This is a genomic window from Oryzibacillus soli, from assembly GCF_051594765.1.
GTDB lineage: Bacteria > Bacillota > Bacilli > Paenibacillales > NBRC-103111 > Paenibacillus_AR.
In genome coordinates, this window is the sequence record NZ_JBPPGJ010000003.1 from 133990 (window position 1) to 160584 (window position 26595).

The 26595-nt window shown below is 61.0% G+C and carries 20 protein-coding genes, 1 pseudogene and 2 riboswitches; of the genes and pseudogenes, 5 read left to right on the forward strand and 16 right to left on the reverse strand.

What is annotated here, in order from left to right; translation table 11 throughout:
• Positions 1-140: 140 nt before the first annotated feature.
• Entirely contained in the window at positions 141-2672 is a 2532-nt protein-coding gene (locus ACSEXW_RS04795; RefSeq protein ID WP_438444964.1) for a WG repeat-containing protein, read from the reverse strand.
• Positions 2673-2743: 71 nt separating this feature from the next.
• Entirely contained in the window at positions 2744-3607 is an 864-nt protein-coding gene (locus ACSEXW_RS04800) for an MBL fold metallo-hydrolase (protein WP_438444965.1), read from the reverse strand.
• A gap of 122 nt (positions 3608-3729) precedes the next feature.
• Here ACSEXW_RS04800 and ACSEXW_RS04805 point away from each other — a divergent pair, with 122 nt between their 5' ends.
• Positions 3730-4404 carry an HNH endonuclease gene (locus tag ACSEXW_RS04805; protein ID WP_438444966.1) on the forward strand — a complete coding sequence of 225 codons (675 nt, stop codon included), beginning with the start codon at positions 3730-3732 and terminating at the stop codon, positions 4402-4404.
• A gap of 40 nt (positions 4405-4444) precedes the next feature.
• Here ACSEXW_RS04805 and ACSEXW_RS04810 read toward each other — a convergent pair whose 3' ends face one another.
• A complete protein-coding gene (locus ACSEXW_RS04810) occupies positions 4445-5527 on the reverse strand; it encodes a GGDEF domain-containing protein (protein WP_438444967.1) in 1083 nt (360 codons plus the stop codon).
• A gap of 192 nt (positions 5528-5719) precedes the next feature.
• Positions 5720-7678: a glycoside hydrolase family 127 protein gene (locus tag ACSEXW_RS04815; protein ID WP_438445205.1), complete on the reverse strand. Its 1959-nt coding sequence runs from the start codon at positions 7676-7678 to the stop codon at positions 5720-5722.
• A gap of 138 nt (positions 7679-7816) precedes the next feature.
• Between ACSEXW_RS04815 and ACSEXW_RS04820 the strand changes: the two genes are divergently transcribed.
• Positions 7817-8671: a helix-turn-helix domain-containing protein gene (locus ACSEXW_RS04820; protein WP_438444968.1), complete on the forward strand. Its 855-nt coding sequence runs from the start codon at positions 7817-7819 to the stop codon at positions 8669-8671.
• 33 nt (positions 8672-8704) lie between these two features.
• Here the strand turns inward: ACSEXW_RS04820 and ACSEXW_RS04825 are convergent, their stop codons facing one another.
• The 5 genes from ACSEXW_RS04825 to ACSEXW_RS04845 all read right to left on the reverse strand — a co-directional run bounded on the left by ACSEXW_RS04825 (position 8705) and on the right by ACSEXW_RS04845 (position 11949).
• On the reverse strand, positions 8705-9208 hold the full coding sequence (locus ACSEXW_RS04825; RefSeq protein ID WP_438444969.1) for a hypothetical protein: 504 nt from the start codon (positions 9206-9208) through the stop codon (positions 8705-8707).
• Positions 9209-9266: 58 nt separating this feature from the next.
• Positions 9267-10319, reverse strand: coding sequence for a sensor histidine kinase (locus ACSEXW_RS04830; protein WP_438444970.1), 1053 nt, complete (start codon positions 10317-10319; stop codon positions 9267-9269).
• Positions 10316-10993, reverse strand: a complete 678-nt coding sequence (locus ACSEXW_RS04835; RefSeq protein ID WP_438444971.1) for a response regulator transcription factor — start codon at positions 10991-10993, stop codon at positions 10316-10318. The genes ACSEXW_RS04830 and ACSEXW_RS04835 overlap by 4 nt, the downstream gene beginning before the upstream one ends.
• Positions 10994-11058: 65 nt before the next feature.
• Positions 11059-11583: a peptide deformylase gene (gene def, locus ACSEXW_RS04840; RefSeq protein WP_438444972.1), complete on the reverse strand. Its 525-nt coding sequence runs from the start codon at positions 11581-11583 to the stop codon at positions 11059-11061.
• Positions 11584-11949, reverse strand: a complete 366-nt coding sequence (locus ACSEXW_RS04845) for a winged helix-turn-helix transcriptional regulator (protein WP_438444973.1) — start codon at positions 11947-11949, stop codon at positions 11584-11586.
• A gap of 144 nt (positions 11950-12093) precedes the next feature.
• Here ACSEXW_RS04845 and ACSEXW_RS04850 point away from each other — a divergent pair.
• Positions 12094-12754 (forward strand): annotated as a pseudogene (locus tag ACSEXW_RS04850) (NAD(P)H-dependent oxidoreductase).
• Between the two features lie 420 nt (positions 12755-13174).
• Positions 13175-14053 carry a transposase gene (locus ACSEXW_RS04855; protein WP_438444974.1) on the forward strand — a complete coding sequence of 293 codons (879 nt, stop codon included), beginning with the start codon at positions 13175-13177 and terminating at the stop codon, positions 14051-14053.
• Between the two features lie 488 nt (positions 14054-14541).
• Here the strand turns inward: ACSEXW_RS04855 and thiM are convergent, their stop codons facing one another.
• The 6 genes from thiM to ACSEXW_RS04885 form a co-directional block, all read right to left on the reverse strand.
• Complete coding sequence (gene thiM, locus ACSEXW_RS04860) at positions 14542-15360, reverse strand: hydroxyethylthiazole kinase (RefSeq protein WP_438444975.1); 819 nt, start codon at positions 15358-15360, stop codon at positions 14542-14544.
• Positions 15361-15447: 87 nt separating this feature from the next.
• A riboswitch (TPP riboswitch) is annotated at positions 15448-15557 on the reverse strand.
• An 80-nt stretch (positions 15558-15637) separates the two neighbouring features.
• Positions 15638-17434, reverse strand: a complete 1797-nt coding sequence (gene atzF, locus ACSEXW_RS04865; protein WP_438444976.1) for an allophanate hydrolase — start codon at positions 17432-17434, stop codon at positions 15638-15640.
• Entirely contained in the window at positions 17431-21141 is a 3711-nt protein-coding gene (uca, locus tag ACSEXW_RS04870) for an urea carboxylase (RefSeq protein ID WP_438444977.1), read from the reverse strand. The genes atzF and uca overlap by 4 nt, the downstream gene beginning before the upstream one ends.
• Before the next feature lie 45 nt (positions 21142-21186).
• Positions 21187-21837: an urea amidolyase associated protein UAAP2 gene (locus tag ACSEXW_RS04875; RefSeq protein WP_438444978.1), complete on the reverse strand. Its 651-nt coding sequence runs from the start codon at positions 21835-21837 to the stop codon at positions 21187-21189.
• A 20-nt stretch (positions 21838-21857) separates the two neighbouring features.
• On the reverse strand, positions 21858-22580 hold the full coding sequence (locus ACSEXW_RS04880; RefSeq protein WP_438444979.1) for an urea amidolyase associated protein UAAP1: 723 nt from the start codon (positions 22578-22580) through the stop codon (positions 21858-21860).
• A gap of 51 nt (positions 22581-22631) precedes the next feature.
• Positions 22632-22756: riboswitch (guanidine-I (ykkC/yxkD leader) on the reverse strand.
• Between the two features lie 108 nt (positions 22757-22864).
• Complete coding sequence (locus ACSEXW_RS04885; protein ID WP_438444980.1) at positions 22865-24190, reverse strand: APC family permease; 1326 nt, start codon at positions 24188-24190, stop codon at positions 22865-22867.
• A 295-nt stretch (positions 24191-24485) separates the two neighbouring features.
• Between ACSEXW_RS04885 and ACSEXW_RS04890 the strand changes: the two genes are divergently transcribed.
• Entirely contained in the window at positions 24486-25913 is a 1428-nt protein-coding gene (locus ACSEXW_RS04890) for an amino acid permease (protein WP_438444981.1), read from the forward strand.
• Here the strand turns inward: ACSEXW_RS04890 and ACSEXW_RS04895 are convergent.
• Positions 25910-26542, reverse strand: coding sequence for a LysE family transporter (locus ACSEXW_RS04895; protein WP_438444982.1), 633 nt, complete (start codon positions 26540-26542; stop codon positions 25910-25912). The two genes, ACSEXW_RS04890 and ACSEXW_RS04895, sit on opposite strands and share 4 nt — an antisense overlap.
• Positions 26543-26595: the final 53 nt, after the last annotated feature.

A 26595-nucleotide genomic window follows, 5' to 3' on the forward strand; every position in this document is an offset into this window, starting at 1 on the left:
CCGCCATTTCCGATTCGAACACTCGTTCCCGATTCGCCCATTATACCACATCGCTCCGGCCCGCATCGCCTGTCACACGGAAAAAACCGGCAGCGTCCGCCCCTTCCGGGACCGGACGTGCCGGCACAACTTCCGTCCGCTTACCGCCCGCCCGGAAGGGTCATCAGGTATTGATACAGCTGGGCATGCTTCAGCTCATCCGTCAGAATCTCGAACACCATGTCGCGGAACACCCGGTTCGGCATCCCCGCCCGGATATCCCGGTAACGCTCCATGGCGGCCAGCTCCCCGAAGAAGGCCTTCCGAAGCCCCTCCGGGTAGGAGGCCGGCTTCTCGAACTCTTCCCCCTCGCCTGCCGGAGCAGGCTGCCCGGTCAGCACCCGGTAGATCTCCCGGTACATCCTCCTGTGCTTGCGCTCATCGTCCCGGATCCGGCCGATGATCTCCTTGGCCTCCGCCGTCGGCGCCTCGCTGATCAGGTAGTCATAGAACAATTCGTCCTCCCGCTCGCCGGCAATCGCCTTCCTCACCAGGACCAGCGCCTCCTGAAGGGTCTTGTAGCTCGCCGGCTGTGGACGCCGGACCTCGTCGAGGTCTCTGGAGGAATGAGAGCCGCCCGCCTGCGGGTGGAACGACCGCCAGAAGGCGCCGTCCTTCGCCAGAATGGACTCCAACTGGGCGAAGGGAATGGTGAAGGTGGGGAATCCGGCGGCATATGGAGCGATCTCGTACGGGGCGTAATACACGTGGAGCGCCTCCCCGGTGACATAGAACGGCTGGTCCGGCGCCACGCCCTTGTAGCTGTCCGGCCAGACGTAGCTGTACTGCGGATCGTTCTTGATCTGCTCGGCCACGATGCCGCTCAGCACCTTGGCATAATCGCTGCCCGGCTTGAACAGATCCGCCAGCGTGTAGAAGCGTCCCGTCACCAGGTCCACATGGGCGTAGACCCGGTAAGGCATGCCGTGGGCGGCACCGAAGGGATAGTCGTACCCGTTCAGCTCCAGCACCAAGAGCTGCTGCCGGAAGAAGGCGACGGAGAAGTCCCCCGTATACGTGGAGTCCAACTGGGCGGCCGGATCCACCGGCTTCACCTGCGCCAGCTCCTTCAGCTTGGCGTTCACCTGCTTCTCCGCCGCCCGATCCCTCATGCCCTCCACCTGCGGATAGTAGACCAGATAGTCCTTGTTCGGCTTATATTTGACCTCCACCACGCGGTAAGGAGGTGTCAGGGGAATCACCTTGTTCTGCTCCCAGACGATCCGGCCGGAGCGGTCCAGGTAGGATACCCGGATATCCACGTTCGCCTGGATCAGCGAACCCATCATGACCAGGGTCCCCGTGCCGGGAACCGCGGGAAGACCCGCCGCCCGGGCGCCGGTCCGGTCGATGAAGAAGGTGTTCTTGCCGTCGTTCACCGAGGCGTAGCCGTTGGCATAATCCTGCACGTCATAGTAGGCGAAGGCGGTGAGAACATGCCCGTTCAGATCGGCAATCGCATAGCGGGAGCCGATGTACGGCTGGTCCGGATGAATGGCCTGCCCCAGGGCCACGCGCCCCTCTCCCAGCTGCAGAATGTCGTTGTAGCCCGGCTGTACGGCGTATTCTCCCTTGGTATCGATCAGACCGTATTTATTGCCGTAGTCCTCCGCCGTGTTGACCACGGCCCGCCCTTCCTGGAATGCCATCGCTCCCGTGAACTTCGGCGGAATGACCACATCGCCTTTTTCATTCAGGTAGCCGTATTTGCCCGGAACCTCCTTCTGGAAGGCCAGAAGTCCCTCCCCCAGCGCCCCGACAAAAGGATACGGATAAGTGGCCAGCTTCTCCCCGTTCCGCCCGATCAGCCGGTATTCCTTGTCGCCGGCCTTCACCACGGCCTTGCCGTTATGGAAGTCTCCGGCCTCCAGATATTGGGGCGCAATAACCTCCTTGCCCGCAGGATCCAGGTAGCCATACTTGGCGGGGCCGTCCCCTTGCGTCACGGAGAACATCGCCCGGCCGTCCCGGTACGAGCTGATGTAATCATAGGGCTTCGCCGTCACCTCGGCGCCTGCGCTGTTGATCACATGGAACCCCTTCTCATCCATGGCGATAGCCAGGCCCTCGGAGAAGTCGTTGATGGAGCTCCACCGAGGCTCAATCCGATAGGCACCTGTCGCATCAATGGCACCGTCCCGGTCCTTCACCGATACGATGGCCAGGCCATTGTCCTGAAATTCACGTGCATAATCGTAGCGGGGCGGAATCGCCATCCGGCCGGACGGATCGATATAGCCCCACTGGATCCCGTCCACCGTCTTCACCGATGCAGAATACAGCGCCGTTCCCCGGTAGGGAGCGACAGCTTCTTCTCCCCAGACGCCTCTAGACTCCTCATAACGCTCCGTCTCCCGGAAGGTTCCCCGGGCCCACTCGTACACGGACCAATAGGCGGAGCCGTCAACAGCCCGCCAGCCTATGACCAGCCGGCTGGCGCCGCCGCTTCTCGCATCCCCCTCCGCCTGGTACAGGGTATGGATGTCGTAGCCCCATCCCGCCCACCGGTCCGCCAGCCCCCAGTGCCGGCCGTTATGCTTATATACCTCCACCGCCGCGCCGTCATGCTGCCTGTACACCAGCACGCCTTCCCAATACCCGTCGCCGTCGAAATCGGCCATCACATGGAACATCCCGGAACCTCCGCTCCCATTGTAGTGTCGCCACTAGCATATGGGCGGTTCCGGTCACGCATGCCTACATTTTAGCCGGCCCGTCCGGCTGCAAAATACTCCGCCGCCTTCACCAGATCGGCGGACAAGCTCTGGACGCCGAGCACCCTCCGGAGCTCGGCGGTCCACTCCTCCGTCCCGGCGGAGGGAGACGACTCCCGTACGATCCGGGCCAGCTCCTCCCACGGGCGGATGTCCTCGGCGAAGGCCTCCCGGCTCATCGGAACGCCGTGGGACTCCACGATGATCTCCGCCCCGGAGCCGCGGATCCGGTCCATCAGCCGGAGGAAGCGGTCCGCCGTATACCGGCGGGGACCTCCGTATACGGACGGCCCAAGGGCGTCACCCGTGAACAGCACACGGTCCTCCGCTACGTACACGAAGCAGCTGTCGGGGGAGTGGTCGCTTTCCACACGCTCCACCTCGCAGGTGACGCCGCCCAGATCGAAGGTGATCCGGTCCCGGAACAGGATCTCCGGCCGGACTACGCGAATGGCACCCAGCTCCTCTCCGTATTCCGCCCGGATGTGACGGACCGTGCTGTCGCTGGCGTAGCCCTCGCGGATCAGACGCGCAAGCCCCGCTTCGCTCCAATCGGCTCCGGTCAAGACGGCCAGCGCCGCCGCCGTCTCCTCCTGCGCCACCGCAGGAATGTTCCATCCGGCCATGCCGAAGGTGTGGTCCCAGTGCCAATGGGTCAGGACCAACAGCTCCGGGCGGCGGATCCCTCTGCGGTCCAGCTCCGCCCGGAACAGGGCTGCATGGGCCGTTGAATTGCCCGCATCCAAGAGCAGCGTTCTTCTCTCTCCGGCGATAGCCGCCAGAATCGGACGATCCGCCTCATGCTCGGCATGCATGAGGGTGATATGCTCGGTAATCCGTTCAAACTTGGACATATGAGGCCTCCCTTTCTCATCCAATCTTCCCGTTAATTGTAGCAGACACGTCTGGAAGATGTCGCGGGTATGCATATCCCCCCACTTCGCGGTACAATAGAAGAAAGAAGGCAGGTGGGAATATGGAGAACGAAGCCCCTACGATAACCAAGACATGCAGCCGCTGCAACCGGGAGAAGCCGCTGTCCCATTTCATGCGCCGGTCCGGCCGCCGCTCCGGAAACGGCTCCCGCCGCGGCATCTGCCGCGCCTGCCGGAAGAAGAGCAAGAACCAGGCCGCCCCTCCCGAGATGGCCGTGCCGCCGAATCCGGCCCCCGAAGAAGCCCTGGACACGGCCCTTCCGCCCCGTTTGCTGGTCAAGCGGCCGCTGCCGAAGGCCCCGCCCAAGCCGGAGGGACCCGATCCGTCGATTCTGCGCCCCACCAAGGAAGGGATCGTCCGCATGCGCGGGATCACCGACAAGGGTCGCCGGTGGTACCAGGAGACCGACTTAGAGACAGCCGTAGTCCTCGTGAAGGAATATGCCGCCGTGGTCGTCAATCCGCATACCATCCGGCGTATCTACAGCAACAAGAAATTCCGCAAGTACATTCTGACGCGGGATCATTATACGTGCCACTTCTGCGGCGAATACGGGGATACCATCGATCACCTGCTCCCCCGCTCCAAGGGCGGCCACACCACGCCCTTGAACTGCGTATGCGCCTGCAACCTCTGCAACCAGAGCAAGGCGGACCGCAGTCTGGACGAGTTCCTGCCGGATACCCCCGGGGAGCTCCCGTCCTCCAACGCATAAGAACCCGCCGGCTTGTAGGCCGTGCGGGTTCTTCCCCTTGCTAATGGCTGACGATTTTGTTCCGGCCCGTCCGTTTGGCCTGGTATAGGCAGGCGTCGGCTTCGCCGATGAGCTGCTCCCGGCCCATCCCGAGACTGTACGGGTGGATGCCGATACTCACCGTCACGGAGCGGCCGTCCAGCTCCGGATGCACCAGCTCTTCCATCTGGCGCCGCACCTTCTCGAGAATCCCCAGCACTTCCTTCAGAGTCCGGTCCGTGAAGACCAGCGTGAACTCCTCTCCCCCGTACCGCGCCGCGAAATCCCCCGGATCCGTCCCATCCCGGATCACCTCCGCCACCCGCTTCAACACCACGTCTCCGATATGGTGGCCGAAGGTATCGTTGATGGATTTGAAATGGTCGATGTCCAGCATGGCCACATGGAGCGGGAAACCCTCCGATTGCGTATAGCGAAGCAGCATCTCCAGATGCTCGAAGAGCGCAGCGCGGTTATACAGACCCGTCAAAGTGTCGGTGCGGACCATTTTGTCCTTGATCACGTTCTGGATCATGAGGTTCTCCTTGTCCTTCGTCTCGCTGCGGAGCTCCTGCAAGAGCTCGATACCCCGCTCCATCACCCCCAGGGCAATGACCGTGGACACCAAGAGGATCATCGGCATGCTGATCCATTCCCCGGCATTCGTCCGCTCCCGAATATACGGGTGGAACCAGGTCAGAGACAGGAAGGCGCCGATGGACAGCCCCGAGGTATAGATGACTAGGCTCCGCCTGTAATAGAACGTGGAGATCAGGATGGGCAGCATGAGAAGACACTGGATGTAATCCAGCGAATGGTGCACGGAGATGATGACCGAGGCCATCAGGTTGGCCGCCAGCAGCAGGATATAGGGGAAGCTCGCCTTCGCCCGACGGTGCAGCACTTCCGTCAAGAGCAGAATTGCCGTATTGATGCCGGTGGGCAGCAGCATGTAGCGCAGCTGGCTCTCCCAGGTCATCATTCCCACCGCCGTAAAATACAGCTCCTCCGTCAACGCGGTGATCAGCACCGCGTACCAGAAGGAGATGAGAAACTTCCGGTTCCATAACCGGAGATTGCTGCCGTCGAATTCTTCGATGCTCATCCTAACCGACTCCCGTAATATGCCATGATGGTATAGGACTTTGTAACTACGATGTTCCTTATCTTTTTCGACACGGATCATGAGATTCCTCTTTTTATCAATGCCTTCCACAAAAAAGAAAACATGCCGCCCCTTACGGGTAGAGCGGCATGTTGATGAACCACTGTTCTATCGGGGGGAGGGACTATCGGACTACTCCCGGATCCAGACCGTCATTTCCCCTTCGCCCCGGTTGCCCCAGAGATAATACGGAACCGCCTTCACCTGCACTTGCCGCCCTTCCCGGCCAGCGGGCCGGTACAGCGCATCGCCCCAAGCCGCTTCGTCCTCCAGGACGGCCGGCCCAGTCAGAACCACGGCGCCTCCCAGCAGGCCGGCATCATACTCCGCCTGAAGCGGGGCCTGCCGGTCCAGCACCAGAGAGGAGAGCGGCGACGGATTGTCGGCGCTCTCGAAGGCGTAGACCAAGGGGCCGCGCTGGAGCGCCACCTTGCCGGCGTTGGCCCGGACTTGGGGATGGGACCGGACCCGGAGCACGGGCATAGCCAGCTCCAGCTCCACCCGGTCCCCCGGCTCCCAGGTCCGCGTCACGCAGGCGTACCCGTCGCGGATGCAGCCCGACAGGTCCAGCGCCTGGCCGTTTACGCGGAGCTTGGCCTCCGGGCACCAGCCCGGCACCCGCAGGGCCAGCGTGAAGGCGGCGGAACGGTCCGGCTCCACCTGCAGGCGGACCGTCCCTTCCCACGGCAGACGGCTGTCCTGCCGGACGGTCACCATCGCCCCGCCAAGCTCCACCTTGGCCTCCCCGCCGATGTAGAGGTGGGTATACAAGGTGTCCCGGCCGGCGGTATAGATGTATTCGCCCAGGGAGGCGATGAGCCGGGCCACGTTCGGCGGACAGCAGGCGCAGGAGAACCAGCCCGGCCGGACGGGCTTCACATGGTGCTTGCCCGGGTTGTGCCGGCAGGCCGGCGCCCAGACCTCCAGCGGATTCACGTAGAAGAAGTGCCGGCCGTCCTGGGCCATGCCCGCGATTACGGTATTGTACAGCGCCCGCTCCATGACATCGGCATATTCCGACTTCGCCTCGAGCAGCAGCATCCGCTTGGCGAAGAAGATGAGCCCGATGGAGGCGCACGTCTCCGCATAGACCGTATCGTTGGGCAGGTCGTAGTCGAAGGTGAAGGCTTCCCCGTGATGGGTGGAGCCGATGCCTCCGGTAATGTACATCTGCTTGTGGACCATATTGGACCACAGCCGCCTGCATGCGGCTAGTAAGGTCTCATCCCGGGTATAGGCAGCCAAATCCGCCATAGCTGTATACATATAGACGGCGCGGACCGAGTGGCCGACCGCAACCTCCTGCTCCCGCACCGGCTTATGGGCCTGGAAGTAGGGTAGATGGGGCGGTTTGCTTTCCTTCTTGCCTGACCAGTGGGAGACACCTCCGCGCTGCTCCCACTCCCGGTGGAAGAAGGACGGCTCTCTGCCCCGTTCATCAATGAAATACCGGGCCAGCCTCAGGTACTTCTCTTCCTGGGTGACCTGGTACAGCTTCACAAGGGCCAGCTCGATTTCCTGATGGCCGTCATAGCCCTTCAGCTTGCCCTCCTCCGGGCCGAAGACCGTATCGATATGGTCGGCGAAGCGCTTCATAACTTGAAGCAGCTTGCTTTTGCCCGTGGCCCGGTAATAGGCGACCGCCGCCTCCAGCATATGGCCGGCACAGTACAGCTCATGGCACTCAGTCAGATTCGTCCAGCGCTTTCCCGGCTCCTTAATGGTGTAATAGGTGTTCAGGTAGCCGTCCGGCTGCTGGGCCTCCGCCACCAGATCGATCATCTCGTCCGCCTGCGCTTCCAGTGCCGCATCCGGATGGGTATGGAGCGAGTAGGCCACGGCCTCCAGCCACTTGGCCACATCGCTGTCCTGGAAGACCATGCCCCCGAATTCGCCCTCCTCCCGCCCCGCCGCGATGCGGAAGTTCCGGATGGCATAGCTGAGCTCCACCCCCGGCACCCGGTCGTGAAGCGTCTCGTATTGATACGGAAGCACAACCTCCCGGATCAGCCGTCCGTAGCCAGACCAGAATGCATCCTCCAGCTTGACGTCCTGCAGCGGAACCGCACGGTCCGCCGGAATGACCTTCATGTTCATCTTATCCGCACCCCATATCCATGGATTCGAAACCATCTCGACAACCCTTATTCTAAGGGATACAATGGGGGCGGATCCTATACGGATGAACCTCATTTTTTATACATTTTCACACAGGCGGTGACCCCATCCATGCTGTCCGAGATCCCTACGGTTACCCTCCCTTCCATCCCTCCGCCCTACTACCTGGAATCCGGCTATGTCCGCTACCTGCCGGGGGATCAGCATCCCAGCCGGCGCAACCTCGGCGTCTTCGACCTGATCGTCGTCGAGCAAGGCATGCTGCACTTGGGGGAGGAGGCCTCCCGCTGGGAGGTGGGTCCCGGCCAGGTTCTTCTGCTGCTGCCGGACCGCTACCACTACTCCGTACAGCCCTGCACGGAGGAGACCCGCTTCTACTGGCTCCACTTCCAATCCGGGCAGGGACGGGAAGCCGCCATCTCACCGCTGCAGCCTTACAGCATCCGGCTTCCCCAATACGGAACGCTGCCCTCGCCCGGACAGACCTGCAAGCGCTTCAGCAAGCTGGTTTCGTTGGCCGAGGTACGCCGGTCGGAGGCCTTCTGGCAGGAGCAGAGCCTGTTCCTCGAATTTCTTCGGGAGCTGGACGAAGCCGGCTCCCAGCGCGAAGGCTCCCGGGCCTTGGCCGTTGCCGAGCAGACGGAGGCCTATATCAAGCTGAACTACCGCATCGGACTGAACAACTCCCGGCTGTCCCAGGACCTTCACTTCCACCCCAACTACCTGATCCGCTGTATGAAGGAGGTCTACGGGATGTCGCCTATGGAATACCTGATGCAGGTCCGCCTGGAGCAAGCCAAGCTCCTCCTGATCAAGACGGATTGGTCCGTCACCCGCATCTCCGAGGAGGTAGGCTTCGAATACGCTCCCTACTTCACCCGATGCTTCACCGCACGGAATCAGGTGTCCCCCTTGCAGTTCCGCAAGCAGTACACCGTTCCCCAGAGCTCTATCCCTCGCAGGTGAGGGGTGTACGGTTCCCCCGGGTACGACTCTATACTAACGAGCCCTTCGCCGGCCCCAATCCCCACCTCGAATGTACACCTCCGCATCCTCATGCTCGTACCACAGCTGGAAGAGATACAGGAGCAGGGCGGAGCCGAACATCAGGAAGAAGACTCCGGTAAGCGGCAAATTTCCCTTGATGGCGACCTTCAACCGGTCCATCAGAGGGATGATTCCGTAGCTGAAGAGCGCATTCATCCCCGCGTTCACCAGTAGATACCGCAGAATTCTGCCGTAGGAGAGCTGCATGATCCAGATCGTTCCGGCGAAGAACAGGCCATAGACGACCGGTGCATCCAAATTCTCGCCAGACCAGGCGAACAAGGTGGTTCGGAGCCTCCACCATTCGTAATAAGCGGACAGCTGGCAGACGATCGTGTTGATCACCGTAATGAACAGCGCTGCCGGGAGAAACCGCCTTAAGGACCCTCCATCCATAAAAAACAGCGATGCCAACGGAAAAATCAGCATCGCCCATAAGATCGCCAAGTGTACCATGTGATATCACCTCACGGTTGTATTAACCAGTAAGGTAACCATTTATAAGCAGAATATTCTAACCGCTTCCAATTAACCGCACCGTGATTGCCGTTCCTTGGCCCGGCTCACTGGCCACTTGGATGGAACCGCCATGCATCTCGACGATCTTCCGGACAATCGCCAGCCCTAACCCGCTTCCGCCCAGATTCCGGTTCCGGGATTTATCCGCTTTGTAGAAGCGGTCGAACATACAGGCCTGGTCCTCCGGTGAGATTCCGATCCCCGTATCCGCCACCACCACTGTGGCCCCTCCGTGCTCCGCCGGCGATACCCGGATGCGGACCGTTCCGTTGTCCGGGGTGAACTTCAAGCTGTTATGGATCAGATTCATCCAGACCTGGCCCATCAGCTCCTCGTCGGCGGTAACCGTTGTCTCCTCCAGCTCCGCCTCCATCTCGATATTTTTAGCGCTCCACTGCGGCTCCATAACCAGAATGAGGCGGCTTAGCTGCTTATCCAGCCGGTAAGGCTTCCGGTCGAACGGATGATGCTCGGATTCCAATGAAGTCAGCTTCATCAAGTTATCGCTTAGCCGAGACAGACGTCTGCACTCCGTCTCGATGATCCCCAGATACCGCCGTCTCTCGTCAGGCTCCAGATCCTCCTGCTGCAGCGCCCGGGCGAAGCCGCCGATGGAGGCTAGAGGAGATTGGATCTCGTGCGAGACATTCGAGATGAACTCCTGCCTAAGCTTCTCCATCTGACCGAGCTCCCCCGCCATATGGTTGATGCTGTCTACCAGCGAATTGAACATTCCCAGGCTTCTATGCCCTTCAATCGTCACGTTGAAGTCACCCTTGGCGATTCTTCGGATGGCATCCAGCAGCCGGTGGACGAATTCGGAGCGCCGCGGCTGCAGGAAGCGGCCTATCGCCGCGATGGTAACCCCCCAGATCACGAATCCGGAGGCTCCGGTCAGCAGATGACTGACCAAGGCCGGCAGCTCCCATCCCAAGAAGCGGGCGATGGCGATCGTGGCATAGTAGGCGACGACCCAGGCCAGGCTCATGTAACTGATGACTGCCGTGACCCCAAGCACGGCCTTGGCTTTCTGTCGCAGCTTGCTCATGGTGAGCACTCCTCCAGCTTATACCCGATCCCGCGGATCGTCTTGATCCGGAAGCCCATGCGGTCCTCCGGAAACTTTTCCCGCAGCCGGTTGATGTGGACGTCCAGCGTCCGCTCATTGCCTTCGAAGTCATAGCCCCAGATCTCCTCGATCAGCTGCTCGCGGGCTTGCGTCTTGCCCGGCATGCCGGCCAGCTTGAACAGGAGCTCGAATTCCTTCATCGGGAGGGTGATCGTCTCCCCGTCTGCCGTCGTCTCGTAGGTTTTGCGGTCCATCTTCAGGCGGCCGACCTGGACGGACTGGGAGGACGCGATCCGGTACCGCCTGAGAAGAGCCTTCACCCGTACGGCCAGCTCCGCCGGCTCGTAGGGCTTCACCAGATAATCGTCGGCCCCCAGCTGGAAGCCCTTCACCTTATCCGCCGTTTCCCCCTTGGCCGTCAGCATCAGGACAGGAATCTCATAATGCCGGTGGATTTCCCGGCACAGCTCCCAGCCGTCCATGCGGGGCATCATCACGTCGACAATGGCCAGATCCACCCGGTTGCTCTCCAGGATGCGGAGCGCCTCTACCCCATCCTCGGCTTCCAGCAACCGGAAGCCCTCCTCTTTTAGGAACAGCTTCGTCAGCTCTCTCAGGTGAAGATCATCATCTACGATAAGCAGCTGTGTCACGGGGCCCCGCTCCTCTCTGTCGGCTTCTATTACCTGAAGGATACCATCCTTGTTTAAACGGAATGTTAACGATTCGAAGGTCCTGCCTGGCGGATGGCGTCCAGCAGCGGGAACCGCTGCCGGGTCTGTTCGTGATACAGCCACTGCTCGCGTACATGGTCGATATAGAGAATGCCGTTCAGATGGTCCGTCTCGTGCTGGATGCACCGAGCCAGATAGCCCTCGGCCTCCAGCACCACCTCCTGGCCCTCCCGGTTCAAGGTTGTGACGGTCACCCGCTCGGCGCGCTGTACGATGCCGTAAAATCCCGGGTAGGACAGGCAGCCCTCCGGTCCCGTCTGCTCCCCGCTCCTGTCGGTGATCACCGGATTGATCAGTTCGATGAGTCCGGTCCCGCAGTCCATGACCACCAGGCGGCGAAGAATACCAACCTGCGGTGCAGCCAGACCGGCCCGGCCGTCCGAGGCGTACAAGGTTTCGGCCATATCGTCGAGGAGCGTGAGCATCTTGGGCGAGAGCGGAGTTTCCACCGGCTTTGCCATCTTGCGCAGAATCGGGTCTCCGAAGGGGACAATGGTCTTGACGGTCATCTAGACGGACTCCTTTCCGCGGAGCATGCCTTGATTGGTCTTGCCCCACTCGCGCAGCTGCAGAATGATCGGCACCAGAGTTTCTCCCAGCGGAGTCAGCGAGTATTCCACCTTCGGAGGAACCTGCTGGTATACCTCCCGGTGAACGATCCCGTCCTCCTCCAGCTCCCGGAGCTGGAGCGTCAGCATCCGCTGGGTGATGGCCGGGCAGATCCGGCGCAGCTCATTGAATCTCTTGGGTCCTTCAATCAGGTGATACAACAGCACACACTTCCACTTGCCTCCGATCACATCCAGCGTGAATTCCACGGGACATGGGGAAGATTTCCCCGGGCACAGCGCCGTTTTATCCGTTGTTGGGTTCATCGTCAATCCGCCTCCTTGGTATACAAATGGGTACTATATCACAAAAATGTGCGTACTTACTCCATCGTTGTACATTCATTATAATAAAAAGCAGATGTTAAAAACATCCTAATCTGAAGGTCGGATAAAGGAGAGGAATTCATAATGACAAAAGAGCAGATTCTGGAGGCCTACCTTCCGCCACGCCTGCAAGGAATTTGACCCCAACCGCAGCATTCCCGAGGAGGACTTCGCGTTCATTCTGGAGACCGGCCGGCTGTCCCCGAGCTCCTTCGGCTTCGAGCCTTGGAAATTCGTCGTGCTCCAGAACCGTGCCATCCGTGAGAAGCTGCTCCCCGTCACCTGGGGCGCTCAGAAAACCTTGCCCACCGCCAGCCACTTCGTGCTCCTCCTCACCCGGACCCGCAAGGGGATGGCGCCCGGCTCCGAGCACATCCAGTCCATGATGAAAGACATCCAGCAGCTGCCGGAGGAGGTCGTCGCCAAGAAGGGAGAGGCCTACCGCGCCTTCCTGGAATCCGACTTCAACCTGTGGGACGACGAGCGGCTCGTGTTCGAGTGGGCCAGCCGCCAAACCTACATCGCTCTGGGCAACATGATGACTGCCGCAGCCCAGATCGGTATCGACTCCTGCCCCATCGAAGGCTTCATTAAGGATCAAGCGGAGCCCATTCTGCAGGAAGCCGGCATTCTGAATCCGGAGGAATACGGCCTCTCCTGCATGGCCGCCTTCGGCTATCGAGTCCGCGATCCCCGCGGCAAAACCCGCCGCCCCCTGGACCAGGTCGTCGACTGGGTGCTCTAATCCCGCTCGGCTTCGAAGAGTCGGGCCCTTACCGGCAATCGAATTTGCCGACTGAGGGTCCGTTTCTTTTTGTTAACCTAATCATGCAGAGCTAAACCCTACCGCAATAACCCCTTCCATTAAGGCGCTGCGGCGTCTCCTTCTATTGGTATCTCACCGACTCATTTCTCCCCATTGGCATCCCACAGACTTCTCCCACCTATTGGCATCCCGCCGACTTACTTCCCCCACCTATTGGGTTCCCGTCGACTCACTTCTCCCACCTATTGGGTTCCCGCCGACTCACTTCTGACCATTATCCCCTTCGCTCAGGAATACTAATTTTTTACAAAAAACCCGGAAAGTCTCTTCCAATGGGAACATTTGTTTGCTATAATGGAAACACACGTTCGTAATCAGCCTTTTTGAAGGGGTGGCTGTATGTTGATTCACGATTCCGATGCCTATCCGACTCCGGAATGGGAAGAGCAAGATGCCGTGGAGTATTTTTACCGGTTGAAGTGGCCGCATGGTTTCTCCTGTCCTTCCTGTATGCATTGGCACGCATATACCATCACAACACGGCATCTGCCTCTCTACGAATGCAGCGTTTGCAAGCACCAGACTTCTCTCTTGGCCGGCACGGTCATGGAGGGCAGTCGCACCTCCCTGGGCAAGTGGCTTCTCGCCATCCAACTTGTTTCCGACCCGGAGCGCGGCATCAGCGCTTTGGCTTTGAGCCGTATCATTGCCGTTTCCTACAAGACGGCATGGAGCATGCTCCAGAAGATCCGCCATGCCATGGGAGCATCCCTTCGCTCCGAACGCCTGACGGGGCAAGTACTCATCCACGATGCTTGCTACGGACGCCCCCATAATTCCTCCGTCCATCGTCATCCTCAAGAAACGCCCGTTCTGGTCGGGGCCGTCATCGAGAACGATCAGCCAACGCATATTCAGGTTACAGCCGTACCGAAGGAACTGCTTGCCGGCAGACAGATCCTCTCCTCCGCCGCCCGCCAATTCGTGGAGCAGCATGTTTCAGTAGGGGCTTCCCAAGTGGAGCTCCATATTCTGCGGTACGCCGCCCCGAAGCGGAAGCTGGCTATGCCGCTGTTTCGTTCTGCCTGCCGTTGGATCAACCGGACCTTCCACGGGTTAGGGAAGAAGCACCTCCAAGCCTACCTCGACGAATTCTGCTGCCGTACCAACCTGCAGCGGACCTCCTCTACTAGCATCTTCGAGGAGCTCAGCCGTATATGCGCATGCTTCGGCACCATCACCTATCCCTCTTTAATTCAGAAGGTGTGTCTCACCTGAGCGCTACCGTTTACCTCCCATCCTTTATGGGAGACTGCTTGCCACAAGTCCAGTTCCGGTGCTTACGCTCCATAAGCGAGAGCTCTGTTCTTGTCTTTTCTCTCAAGGAGCACGTATCGTGTTGCCCTCTTATGTTTCAGCCGCTTGGATCCCCCCCGAACGAAGCATCCCCATCCCTTCAGCGAAGTCCTGACCTTTTCCCAATTCCTCATACCCCGAGACCCCACCGATGAGTCTTTGGCTCTTTAGCCTCGAACCATTCTTTGATCCGTACCACTCCATCCCTGGACTACTACATCTTCCCACCATCGAGGTTCCGACTATTTTTTCCTGAGCGAAGGGGATAATGCCCAGAAGGGCGGCGGAGGGAGAACCCTCAACCCCTCTACCTCACTAGCCCCGACTCGCACTTAAGGTCTATCTCTCACCCCCACCCGGTCACTCCGGCAAAAAAATACCCCGGGACAAATCCTCCCGGGGAAATCCATTTAGAGCTCGACCACCGATACCTTGGCGGATTGATCCACCTCTTGCGCCGTGATTTTGTGCAGCTGGTTCAACAGCTCCATCTGGAAGGTACCCGGCCGGTCCGGTCCGGATACGGCGACGGCGGCCTCGGCAGCCACGCCGTAGTAAGCCAGGGCGGCTACTGCCGCTTCGGCAGGGGTTGCCGCTATTGCGGCGAAGGCCCCGATGACTGAGGTCAGCAGGCACCCGGTACCCGTCACCTTCGTCAGAAGCGGCGTGCCGTTGCTGATGCGATAAGTGACCGTGCCGTCGCTGACAAAGTCATCCTTGCCGGTTACGGCAACGGTGCAGCCCAGCTTCAGCGCTGCCCTGCGCGCCAAAGCACCGGCGTCTCCTGCTTCTCCGGAGGCATCCACCCCCTTGATCGCCCACGCCTCTCCGATAACATTGGCCACCTCGGCGGCATTGCCGCGCAATATGGTGACTCGCAGCTCGTCCATCATCCGGCGGGCCGTCTCCGTCCGGTAAGGCGTAGCTCCCGCACCAACCGGGTCGAAGACCACCGGAACTCCGTGCTCATTCGCTGAATGGCCGGCCACGTGCATGGCGTGGACCACTGTCTCGTCCAAGGTGCCCATATTCAAGACCAGGGCGCCAGCGATTCGGGCCATATCGGCGACCTCTTCTTTGGCGTAGGCCATCACCGGAGAAGCTCCCAGTGCCAGCAGCCCGTTCGCCGTGTAGTTGGTCACCACCACATTGGTGATGTTATGGACCAACGGATTGTCCGATCTAACCTTCTCCAACTGACTGCCCAACGCGATTCCGCTTTCCCTCATGACCCAACTCTCCTCCAACCGATGTATTCCGAGATCCAGCGCCATGAACCCGTATACGACAGAAGGACACTCCGCCCCATAGCAAAGTGTCCTTCCACGACCTCTCCCTACGCTGGCATGATCCAACAGGTTCAAATGGTAAACGGCGGCCCAGCCGTACTCTCAGCCCGTTCCTTCGGACTCCCACGCTGTATTCGATTGCTCTTATCATAATTCACCGGAGACCGCGGGTCAACGGGAGACGGGCAAGCTGCTCTGACGAGCCCTGCCGGTCAACCTAGTTATGCACGCTGCGCCAGCTGCCCAAGGCCGTTATGTCCTCCGCCCCCTCTTCCGCATAGCCCTCGCAGATGAAGCCCGGCACTTCCCGGCCGTCGGCCAGCTCCACTTTGCCGATGCCGAGGGGGGCCGGGATGGAGGCTGCGAAGCCGCCGAAGGCCGCCAGCGGCATCTCCCACAGCTCCAGCCGCACAGCGCCTCCTCCCCGCGCAGCCTTGATCATACCCGGCTTGGCCGGGGTGGTCGGGAGCTTGACGAAGCGGTATTTCGGAGCGGACTCCGCCTCCTCCACAAAACGGGCTCCGCACGCCTGCATCTGCTTCTCCAGCGGATAGCCCCGCATATGCAAGCCGCATACCGCCACCAAGGTCACAGGAGCTTCCAGAGACTCCTTAGCAACGGCAGCCGACGCTTCCGCCGCTGCAGGGAAAGCTCCCTCCGGCTCTCCGCTTGCCGAGAACCATGCAGCCGCTCCACGGATCAAGTCCTCCCGCTCCCAGGAGGCGAAAAAGGTGATGCCGAACGGAACCCGGTCCGCCGCGTCGCAGGCAGGAACCGCAACGGCGCACTGATCCAGCAGGTTGCAGTGGTTGGTATAGCGGCCCATATCCCGGTTCGCCTCCACCGGCTGCTCGCGGACCTGTTCCCGGGTCCAGGTGCCGCCGGCCGTCGGAAGCACCAGCACGGCGTCCTCCAACAGCTTGCGCGCTTCCAGCTTCAGCGCCTGGAGCCGGTGGATGGCCCGAAAGACGGAGGCCGCATCATAATCGGGCGAGGCCCCCGATCGCAGCACCCGCTCCGTTACCGGGAAGGCTGCGCCGGGATGGGATTCGATGAAGCCACCAAGGTCCGCCCAGCGCTCCGCGACCCATGGCCCCTCATATAGGATGGCGGCAGCCTCCGAGAACAGGCCGGTGTCCACATAATGGACGGGCAAGCCGAGCCCGGCCAACCGCTCCACCGTCTTCGCCCAAGCCGCCGAGTACTCCGACGCATAGGGACCGAAAAACTCGGGAGCCTGCAGCGGAAGGCACAGCTTGGAGGGCCGCTTGGACCCGGACGGGACCGCCACATGGCGTGACCAAGGATCCTCCGGATGCGCCCCGCGTGCTGCCGCGTCTACTGCGCAAGCGTCATTCAGGCTGTGCGCGAAGACCGTGACGCAGTCCAGACTGGCGCAAGCCGGCACCACTCCTCGGGTCGGCCAAGCTCCCAAGCTCGGCTTGTAGCCGACCAAGCCGTTCAAAGCTGCCGGCACTCTCCCGGAGCCGGCGGTGTCGGTTCCCAAGGCGAAGGCCGCTTGCCCCCTCGCCACGGATACGGCAGACCCGGAGCTGGAGCCGCCGGATATCAGCTCGGGGCGAAGTGCGTTATGCGTCTCGCCGTAGGGGCTTCGGGTGCCGACCAGGCCGGTGGCGAACTGGTCGAGGTTGGTTTTGCCTATGGGAATGGCGCCGGCTGCAATCAGCCGCTCAACGACTGCCGCATGAACTGTCGGCTCATACGCATAGTCGGGGCAGGCGGCTGTCGTCGGTAACCCCGCCACGTCGATATTATCCTTCACGGCGAACGGAATCCCCCATAACGGCAGCGATTCCGGGCCGGATTGCTCCAGCCGTTCCAGATAGGGGGCCAGCCGCTCCATGGCGGGAGGCGTGATCCAAATGTTCATGCCGGCATCCCGCTCCGCCCGCCGTACGACTTCCTCCATAACCTCCCGCGGATTCAGAACCCTCTCCAGATACAGGCTGCGCAAGCCTTCCACCGTCAGCGACTCGGGAATCGGTTTACTCATGCACAGGTCAGCTCCTTTTCATCGGTTGGGGCCGGGATCATGCCGGCGATTAACTGCCCCGCGTTCACTCCGTCACCGGGCTTGACGCACACCTCGGCGACGATACCGTCAAACGCGGCCGGCTGGGAAAATTCCATTTTCATCGATTCCACGATGATCAAGGGATCGCCCTTGCGCACATGCTGTCCTGGCTCGACCAGAACCTTCCAAACACTGCCCGGCATGGAGCAGCGCACGGCATCCGCCCCTTCGGGCAGCGGGTTCTCCTGGACGGAACCGGCCGTCTCCAGCTCGGATACATATTCGGCCAAGCCGTCCGCCTTCCAGCGCTCCCTCTCTTCCCGGAAGGCATTGCGCTGAACGGTCCGGAAGTCGTCTGCGCTGTCCTTGATCGAGTCCAGGAAGCTCAGGTACTCTCCCAAGTCGAAGACGGTCTCCGTGATGTCCGCCTCGAACCGTCCCCGCAGGAAGTCTTCTCTTAACCGCAGGAGCTCCTCCGCTTCCACCGGATAGAATTGGATCTGGTCGAAGAATCTCAGCAGCCAGGGCTTGCCGGGCTTGAAGCTCTCGGTGGAACGCAGCCGGTTCCACATCTGGATGGTGCGGCCGACGAATTGGTAGCCGCCGGGACCCTCCATCCCGTAGACGCACATATACGCGCCACCGATGCCTACGGCATTTTCCGGAGTCCAGGTTCGCGCAGGATTGTATTTGGTCGTGACGAGGCGATGTCTCGGATCCATCGGTGTCGCTACCGGCGCCCCCAAGTATACGTCTCCCAGCCCCAGCACCAAGTAGCTGGCGTCGAACACGATCCGGCGCACCTCATCCTCGCTGCCGAGACCGTTCACCCGGCGGATAAACTCCAGGTTGCTCGGGCACCAGGGGGCATCGGGACGGACGTTTTGCTGGTAGCGCTCAATGGCCAGGCGCGTGGCGGGATCGTCCCAGGACAGCGGGAGCCGTACGATCCGGGAAGGCACCCGGATGGACTCCAGCGGCGGCAGCCCGGCATCCAGCTCCAGCAAGCGGCTGCAGGCTTCGCGGACCGCAATGCGCGTGCGGTCCAGATGCACTTGCAGCGAACGAATTCCCGGCGTCAGATCCAGGATCGGAACGGCCCCCTTCTCCTCTATGGCCTCCATCAAAGCATGGACGCGGAACCGGAGCACCAAATCCAGTTCCATGTCTCCGTACTCCACCAGGAGATTGTCGTCTCCGCTGCACCGGATGGTGACCGGCAGGCCGGGGGTGTGCTCGGCCCGGGCCAGTACCGGGTATTCCGGACTTAGCGAGGCTCCGGCATCCTGGCGGGCGGGCAGCTGCTCCAATGCACGGTCAATCGCCGTCAGGTGAGCTGCGGACGTACCGCGTGCTGTTACAGACTCAATCTCTCCTCCGGTCGCCTGGGCCCCGAGCTGTTGAAGCCACATCTCTTGCATGTGCCGAAGCCAGTCCGCCTCCTCCAAGGTGATCAGGCGGAAGCGGACCTCATCGCCGGGATGCAGCTGGCCCAGCTTCCACAGCTCGGCCCAAGCGGTGGTGACGGGGCAGACGAAGCCCCCCAGACTAGGTCCGTCCGGCCCTAGCAGAATCGGCATGTCACCGGTAAGATCCAAGGTCCCGACTGCATAGGCGTTGTCGTGAATGTTGGACGGATGCAGGCCTGCCTCGCCTCCGTCCTCCCGGACCCACAAGGGCGCAGGCCCCTTCAGGCGGACACCGGTCCGGGAGCTGTTGAAGTGAACCTCCCATGAGGTCGACGTAAGCAGATCCAAGTATTCCGGCCGCAGGAATTCGCCCGTACAATGGGGGCCGGGAATGACCCCGATGGTCCACTCCCGGGTCAGGGAGGGCGCATTCAGGGGAACCGCTGCGATAAGGGAAGCGGGGACGGCCGCTGCATTCACCCGCAGCACATCCCCTGTGCGGAGCGCCCGGCCGCCGTGCCCGCCGAAGCCGCCCAGCGTAAACGTGGCCGAGCTGCCGAGAATCTTCGGCATATCGAAGCCGCCTTCCACCAGCAGGTAGGTGCGGAGACCCGCTTGGGCTTCGCCGAAGGCCAGCAGTTGTCCGCGCTCCGCCCGCAGCGGACGGTACAGCGGTACAGGAACGCCGTCGAGCTCCGGCTTCATATCGGCTCCGGTGATGCAGAACCACAAGCCGTCGCGGAACCGGTAGGAGCCACCCCGCAGGGTCAGCTCCAAGCCGCTGGCACTGTCGGCGTTGCCCAGGAGCTTATTGCCGGTCCGAAAAGCCAGCGGATCCATCGGGCCGCAAGGTGGCACGCCTACGTCCCAGTGTCCGGTCCGGCCCGGAAAATCCTGCACGGTGGTCTGCACGCCGCCGTCCAGCACCTCTATGGCCCGCTCCGCCGGCGCAAAGCCGTTCAGAAGCTGGGTGTACACCTGCCCCTCCCCGACCGCCGGGTCCCGTAGCAGCTCCTGCAGGTACAGGAGGTTGGTGGTGATGCCGTAGAGGCGGGTCTTCTCCAAAGCCGCGATCAGCTTGCGGATGGCATCGGCCCGGTCTGTGCCGTGTACGATGATCTTGGCCAGCATCGGGTCGTACAGTGTCGTAATGCCGATGCCGTCCCTGACCCAGGTCTCGATCCTCGCATCCTCCGGGAAGAGCGCTTGATCCAGTTGACCGGCGCTGGGACGAAACTGCTGAAGGCAGTCCTCCGCATAGATCCGGGCCTGAATGCTGTGCCCCGCCGGCTCCCGCACCAACGCCTCCAGCCCCCGCAGCTCTCCTGCGGCCTCCCGGACCATCCACTCCACCAGGTCGATGCCCAGCACTTCCTCCGTAACCCCGTGCTCCACCTGCAGGCGGGTATTGACCTCCAGGAAGTAGAAGCCGCAGGTCTCCGGATCATAGAGGAACTCCACGGTTCCTGCGCTCCGGTAGCCGGCCACAGCCGCTAATCTGCGGGCGGCGTCCAGCATCTCCGCCCGGACGGCAGCCGGAAGGTTCGGCGCCGGCGATTCCTCGATAACCTTCTGGTTCCTGCGCTGGATGGAGCAGTCCCGCTCCCCCAGGGCAACGACCTCGCCGTAGGCGTTGCCGAAGATCTGCACCTCGACGTGGCGGGCCCGGGCGATATACTTCTCCAGGAACAGGCCTCCGTTCCGGAAGTTCGTCTCCGCCAGGTGCCTTACTCCGTCGTAAGCGGCCCGCAGGGCCTCCTCGTCTGCGCAGACCCGCATGCCGATGCCGCCGCCCCCTGCCGTGCTCTTCAGGATCACGGGATAGCCGATGGACGCCGCTTGCTCCAGCGCGTCCTCCAGCTCCGTGATCAATCCGGTCCCCGGCAGAAGCGGCACCCCGGCTTCCTCGGCCAGCTCCCGCGCGGTATGCTTCAAGCCGAAGCGCTCCATCTGCTCCGGCGTCGGCCCGATAAAGACAAGGCCCCGCTCCCTGCAGGCCCGGGCGAATTCCGCATTCTCGCTTAGGAAGCCGTAGCCGGGGTGGATGGCCTCCGCCCCGGTCTCAAGCGCCGTCTGCAGAATCCGCTCCGCATCAAGGTAGCTATCCTTGGCGGGGCCCTCTCCGATCAGCACCGCTTCATCGGCGCCGTCCACATGCAGGCTGTCCTGGTCCGCCTGCGTATACACCGCTACGGACGCGATTCCCAGCTTCCTGAGCGTCCGCTCGATCCTAACGGCGATGGCCCCGCGGTTGGCAATCAATATTTTGTGGAACATAGGAATCCGCTCCTTCTACAAAGATGTTGGTCTGCCTCGGAAGCCTCAGCCGTTCCAGATCAGCACACGGATTGGCGTCGGATTATAAGCGTTGCATGGATTGTTCAATTGGGGGCAGTTGCTGATGAGCACCGTCGTCCGGCACAGAGACTCCAGCTCCACGTAGCAGCCCGGTCCCGATACCCCGTCGTCGAACCGGAGCCCGCCCTCGGACGTAACCGGCACATTCATGAAGAAGTTGATGTTCGGCGCCAGATCACGCTTAGAGTAAGCCCCCTCCCGGGTCGCCAGCTGCAGCATGAAGGTGTCCCGGCAGTTGTGCATGTGCTCCTTCTCATGGGCATAACGCACCGTGTTGCTCTGAGCCGAGCAGGAGCCCCCTACCGTATCGTGCCTGCCGCACGTATCGGCTACGATCCGGAGCAGCTCCTTGCCCGACTCCGCAAGCAGCACCGATCCGGCCGTCAGGTAGACGTTGCCTTGACCGGCGATCGTCGCCGTCGCGCTGTAGTGGTCCTCCGGCCGGTCCGCATCATAGAACAGCGTATCCGCCGCCTGATTGCCCTCCACGTCCACGATCCGAAGCACCTGGCCCGGTTCCAAATCATAGATCCAGCCGTCTCCGGCCAGGATGGTCTTGTCGTATAGGGCATCCTCCGCTTGGCGGGGACTTTCGACCCGATTGAATACGGTCATGGCAATCGCCTCCTTATTGGTTATGAACGGCCCTTCAGGGCGTAATAGTCCCATGTATTCTCATAAGCCCGGCGGTTCTCCGGACGATGGTGGACACAGAGGTCATCCTCTGCGAGCGGCTCCGCCGGGAACACCTCGATCCGTACGGGCACCGACGGGTAAGGGGTTCTCGGATCCAGAGGATTCGGCGTGTTGGAAACCACCAGAAGCACCTCCATCTCCGTCCGAAGCGTCACCGTCGCTCCAGCGGGGCAATGCTCCTCCACGAAGCGCATGGTCCCGTCTTCGCCGCAGACCACCTTGGAGAACAGATTCACCACGGGCATCATATCCCTCGGACCCAGGCCGTTCCGGACCAGCTCTACGGTCAAATTCTCCAAGCCGCTGTTCAGCCGTTCGTTCCGCTGCTCCTGATAGGTGGTCGCCCCGTACTTGGCATCCGTGCTCCTGCGGGTTGTCACCCCGCAAACCGGATCATGCCACCCGAGACTGTCCTGCACGATACCGGCCAGCACCCTTCCGTTGTCGCTCATCAGTACGTTCCCCCGGGTCAGACGGGAGGTATGCTGCGCCTTCAGGGTGTCCGGCATGTTGTACCGCTCCGTCAAATCCTCGGCGTGATACAGCAGCACCGCCGCATTCGCCCCCGGCTCCATAGCCGTAAACCTAACCAGCATCCCCTTGCCAATCCTTCCCGACCACTTGCCGCCGGCACCCAGGACCTTGCTCCATGTCCGATCCATTCCCCATTCCTCCCGCTTGTTCAAAATAAAGAAAGCCCGGGAGACCATAAGATCTCCCAGGCTTTTATCCTTCCGTGTCATACGCTCCGGGCGGTGCCGAAACCCCGTCCTTCCCGTACGCCGTCTCTTGGACCAGTCCTTCCCTACAGGGGAGCGGAACCCTAGACAGCTTGGCGTTTCCCTCCGATCGGAGAGAAACCGATATGTGGTTGTCATGTTATCTAACATTTACCCGTAGTATATCCCCGACTCCCAAACACTGTCAATACCGATGTTAGGTATAATTACATTTCCGTTCGAGCCGCCGCCGGTTCTGATGCCAGTTCCCCGCGCTGCCGCATTCGAAACAGGTAGTAAGCTCCGCCCATGACCAGCCAACAGCTCCCCAGCTTCCAGGCATGCTCATCCAGCAGGGTCAAGAGCCACAGGATGAACAAGGCTCCTACCATTGGGAAAACCAGAAACCGCAAGGCCTCCAAGGGCTTCCTCCGCTTCCGCCGGACATAGCACTCCGCAATGACCGACATGTTGACGAAGGCGAAGGAGACCAGCGCTCCGAAGCTGACGAACTTCACCGCCATCTCCAGCGGGATGACTAAGGCTAACATGGAGATGACACCGGTAAGCCCGATATTTTTGACCGGCGTCCCCCGCTTGGGATCCAGATATCCGAAAAAACCGGCCGGCAGAATCCGGTCCCTGCCCATCACGTACAGAAGGCGGGAAACGCTGGTGACAGAGGTGACCCCCTGCGTGAAGATGGCCATGAAGAGCACGGTGATGAATAAGGCTCCCAACAGGGCTCCTCCCGCGATTCTCATGAGCTCCATCCCTGCGGAATCCGCATCGGCGAAGACCAGCCCCGGGTACACGGATTGGATCAAAAAGGACACGCCGACATAGAGGACCGCGGCCACGCCGATAATCCAGAGAATGGCTCTCGGAATGGTCCTCCCGGCGTCCTTCGTCTCCTCCGACAGAGTCGTAACCGTATCGAACCCCAGGAAGGAAAAGCACACGAGTGAAGCGGCCGAAAGCAGCGTCGGCAGCCCCGCTCCCGTATGGACGAATGGCACCGCCCCTCCCCCTCCGGCGTACAGGCGCCCGGCCAGCAGTCCCCCGAACGCCACGATAAACAGGATTTGCGCCAGCACGACCGCTTTGCTGATTCCGGCCGAAAACCGTACGCCCGCCATATTGACCGCCACCAAAGCAGCGTTAAAAAGCAGCATCCATACGGCGGACGGCACCAGGGGAAACTGTGCGTGCAGATAGATACCGAAGGTCAGCACCGCAATGATCGGCGAGAACAGATAATCCAACAGCACGGCCCACCCTATGAGAAAGCCCAGGAACGGATGGATGGAGCGCTTCACGTACGTATACGCCGAGCCCGAGGCCGGATACAGGCGTGCCATGATCCGATAGCTGTACGCCGTGAAAAAAATGGCGGCCACCGCCAGCACGTAGGCCTCCGTAATGGCCCCCTTCGCCGCCTCGTAGGCCAGGCCGAATACGGAGAAGTAAATCATCGGTGTCATCCAGGCCAAGCCCAGGGCAATCACCTGGGTTAAGGACAAGGTCGGGCGCAGATCGGCTCCCTTGTTCATTGCACTCGTTCCTCCCGACATCAACATGACATATATCGTTAGTTTATGTAACCATTGATTACATGTCAATTAATATAACATATATAGATGTCGAAATCCCGAAAATCGCGCGAAAAAGAGGGAGGAGATGTGTCGAAAGGTGACATTTGGTTGCAGAAAGCCGGGAAGGTTGTGAAGCGGGGAGTTTAAGGGTTCGGATGAATTACATATTTCACCGGATATGGTCGCACCCTATACAAACACAGCGTACGGCAAGTAAATGATGTATTCGCGAGTAACGGAGGAATAATCAGCTATGGCTAACCAATCCGCATCCAAGGGCAGTCTCTCTTGGTGGCAGCTAGCCCTTCTAGGCATGGGCTTTACGACAGGCACCGGCTTTTTCTTAGGCTCGGGCCTCGCTATCGAACAGAGCGGCTTTTCCGTCGTGCTCTTATTCCTGTTGGCGGCCATCGGGGTTTATTTCGTGTACGGCGCTTTAGCCGGCATGATCGCACAGCAGGCGCTGGAGGGGTCCTTCCGCTCTTATTCCAAGAAGGCCTTCGGCCACTGGGCCGGCTTCAGCCACGGCTGGATCTACTGGAGCTCGGAGATCCTCATCCTGGGCAGCCAGCTGACGGCGCTGGGGCTGTTCGTTCAGTTCTGGTTCCCTAATCTGCAGCTCTGGCTGCTGGCGGCGGTTTTTGCCGTATTGGGGGTCGGGGTGGTGCTCTTGGGCACCAAGGGCTTCGAGGAGACCGAGAACATTCTGGCCGTCGTGAAGATCTCCGCCATTCTGATGTTCATCATCCTGGCGTTCCTGGTCTTCCCCGGCATTCTGGGCCGGCACCTCGCCCATATGCACCTGCCGACCAAGACCGAGCATTATATGTCCCACGGCTTCCGCGGCCTGTGGACCGGGCTGGTCTTCGCCTTCTTCGCCTTCGCCGGCATCGAGGTGATGGGCATCATGGCGACGCAGCTGAAGAATCCCAAGGAAGCCCCCAAGGCAGGGCGGCTGATGATTCCGGTGGTGGCGCTGCTCTTTATCGTATCGATCTCGCTGGTCCTCCTGATGGCCCCCTTCGACGATTTCTCCGCCCACGAGAGCCCCTTCGTCACGTCCCTGAAGGACCTGGGGTTTACGGTGGTCGTGCATATTTTTAACGGGATCCTGATTCTGGCTGGGTTCAGCAGTCTGGTGGCCTCGCTCTACTCCGTCACCCGGATGGTCTTCATGATCGCCAAAGAAGGGGATGCGCCCAAGTTTTTCGGCACGGAGGGGAAGCGCAAGATCCCTTACCACGCTCTTTTCCTAACGATCGGGGGGATGGTTCTGTCCATTCTGACCGCTCTCCTGCTGCCCAAGGAGGTGTACGAATACGTGACGACCGCCGGCGGCCTGATGCTGCTCTATACTTGGCTCATGATGGTCCTCTCGGCTTGGAAGCTCTTGAAGCTGTCCGTCTGGGGGCACGTCAAATGCGTCATCGCCGTCGTGCTGATCCTGGCCGGCGTCACCGGCACGCTGCTCGAGAGCTCCACCCGGCCGGGCTTGTACGCCAGTCTGGCGCTCCTGGTCATCATCTTCTCCATCGCGTTCGGCCTGCGCAAGCATTGGAAGCAGGAGGGCAAGACGGGCGGCGGCGAAGGCCTCCCGTCCGGCAGCGACTCTTCGGAGGAGGAACCGCCCATCGGCATGTGGATGCCGCGGAAGGGGCGTCGCGAGAAGGCGCGCACTTAACCGAACAGCTCCCGGGCCGCCTGCAAGCCGAAGTAGACGCCGAAGCCGATCATGGAAAGCCCCGCCAGACGGGAGATCCAGAGCAGGACCCCTCGGCTCAGGAACCGGTTGAAGGCGCTGGCCATCACCGCCATGGCGAAATCCCAGCACATGATGCCGACGAAGATGCCTGAGCTGTAGATCAGAAGCTCCCAGGTCCCGTGGCTCTGGGCCGCCGTCGCCAGGATGGAGCCGTAGATCCCCAGCCAAAAGAGAATGCTGACCGGGTTGGACAAGGTCATAAGGAAGCCCGAGGAGAAGGACTTCGAGTAGGATTCGGACTTGGCGGCTCCCCTCCCGCCGCTCAGCAGATCATTGGCGCTCGACATGCTCTCGATGCCGGTATAGGTCAGGACGAAGCACCCGAAGAGCCACAGGAAGGTCTTCAGGAACGGCATGTCCAGAAATTGGGCGGAGCCGAAATAAATGAGCAACATGAAGACGGCATCCGCGATCATGGCCCCCAATCCGACGAGCCAGGAGTGGAGGAAGCCGTATTTGATGCCCTTGTCCAATTGGGCGGCGTTAATGGGCCCGATGGGGGCCGCTAAGGTCAAGCCTAGCAGAATGTAGCTGATATACGCGTTCATCCGGTTGTCACTCCTCGTGTAAGGTCTCTGCCTCATCTTGTACATCTTATGGG

What these genes read in the sequence shown, in the direction of transcription:
- def (WP_438444972.1), bottom strand. Translation starts at nt 11,583, where the DNA reads ATGACCGTCAAGACCATTGTCCCCTTCGGAGACCCGATTCTGCGCAAG.
- ACSEXW_RS04885 (WP_438444980.1), bottom strand. Translation starts at nt 24,190, where the DNA reads ATGAACAAGGGAGCCGATCTGCGCCCGACCTTGTCCTTAACCCAGGTG.
- ACSEXW_RS04855 (WP_438444974.1), top strand. Translation starts at nt 13,175, where the DNA reads ATGTTGATTCACGATTCCGATGCCTATCCGACTCCGGAATGGGAAGAG.
- ACSEXW_RS04810 (WP_438444967.1), bottom strand. Translation starts at nt 5,527, where the DNA reads ATGAGCATCGAAGAATTCGACGGCAGCAATCTCCGGTTATGGAACCGG.
- ACSEXW_RS04875 (WP_438444978.1), bottom strand. Translation starts at nt 21,837, where the DNA reads ATGACCGTATTCAATCGGGTCGAAAGTCCCCGCCAAGCGGAGGATGCC.
- ACSEXW_RS04820 (WP_438444968.1), top strand. Translation starts at nt 7,817, where the DNA reads ATGCTGTCCGAGATCCCTACGGTTACCCTCCCTTCCATCCCTCCGCCC.
- uca (WP_438444977.1), bottom strand. Translation starts at nt 21,141, where the DNA reads ATGTTCCACAAAATATTGATTGCCAACCGCGGGGCCATCGCCGTTAGG.
- ACSEXW_RS04805 (WP_438444966.1), top strand. Translation starts at nt 3,730, where the DNA reads ATGGAGAACGAAGCCCCTACGATAACCAAGACATGCAGCCGCTGCAAC.
- ACSEXW_RS04830 (WP_438444970.1), bottom strand. Translation starts at nt 10,319, where the DNA reads ATGAGCAAGCTGCGACAGAAAGCCAAGGCCGTGCTTGGGGTCACGGCA.
- thiM (WP_438444975.1), bottom strand. Translation starts at nt 15,360, where the DNA reads ATGAGGGAAAGCGGAATCGCGTTGGGCAGTCAGTTGGAGAAGGTTAGA.
- ACSEXW_RS04880 (WP_438444979.1), bottom strand. Translation starts at nt 22,580, where the DNA reads ATGGATCGGACATGGAGCAAGGTCCTGGGTGCCGGCGGCAAGTGGTCG.
- ACSEXW_RS04825 (WP_438444969.1), bottom strand. Translation starts at nt 9,208, where the DNA reads ATGGTACACTTGGCGATCTTATGGGCGATGCTGATTTTTCCGTTGGCA.
- ACSEXW_RS04895 (WP_438444982.1), bottom strand. Translation starts at nt 26,542, where the DNA reads ATGAACGCGTATATCAGCTACATTCTGCTAGGCTTGACCTTAGCGGCC.
- ACSEXW_RS04795 (WP_438444964.1), bottom strand. Translation starts at nt 2,672, where the DNA reads ATGTTCCATGTGATGGCCGATTTCGACGGCGACGGGTATTGGGAAGGC.
- atzF (WP_438444976.1), bottom strand. Translation starts at nt 17,434, where the DNA reads ATGAGTAAACCGATTCCCGAGTCGCTGACGGTGGAAGGCTTGCGCAGC.
- ACSEXW_RS04800 (WP_438444965.1), bottom strand. Translation starts at nt 3,607, where the DNA reads ATGTCCAAGTTTGAACGGATTACCGAGCATATCACCCTCATGCATGCC.
- ACSEXW_RS04845 (WP_438444973.1), bottom strand. Translation starts at nt 11,949, where the DNA reads ATGAACCCAACAACGGATAAAACGGCGCTGTGCCCGGGGAAATCTTCC.
- ACSEXW_RS04815 (WP_438445205.1), bottom strand. Translation starts at nt 7,678, where the DNA reads ATGAAGGTCATTCCGGCGGACCGTGCGGTTCCGCTGCAGGACGTCAAG.
- ACSEXW_RS04890 (WP_438444981.1), top strand. Translation starts at nt 24,486, where the DNA reads ATGGCTAACCAATCCGCATCCAAGGGCAGTCTCTCTTGGTGGCAGCTA.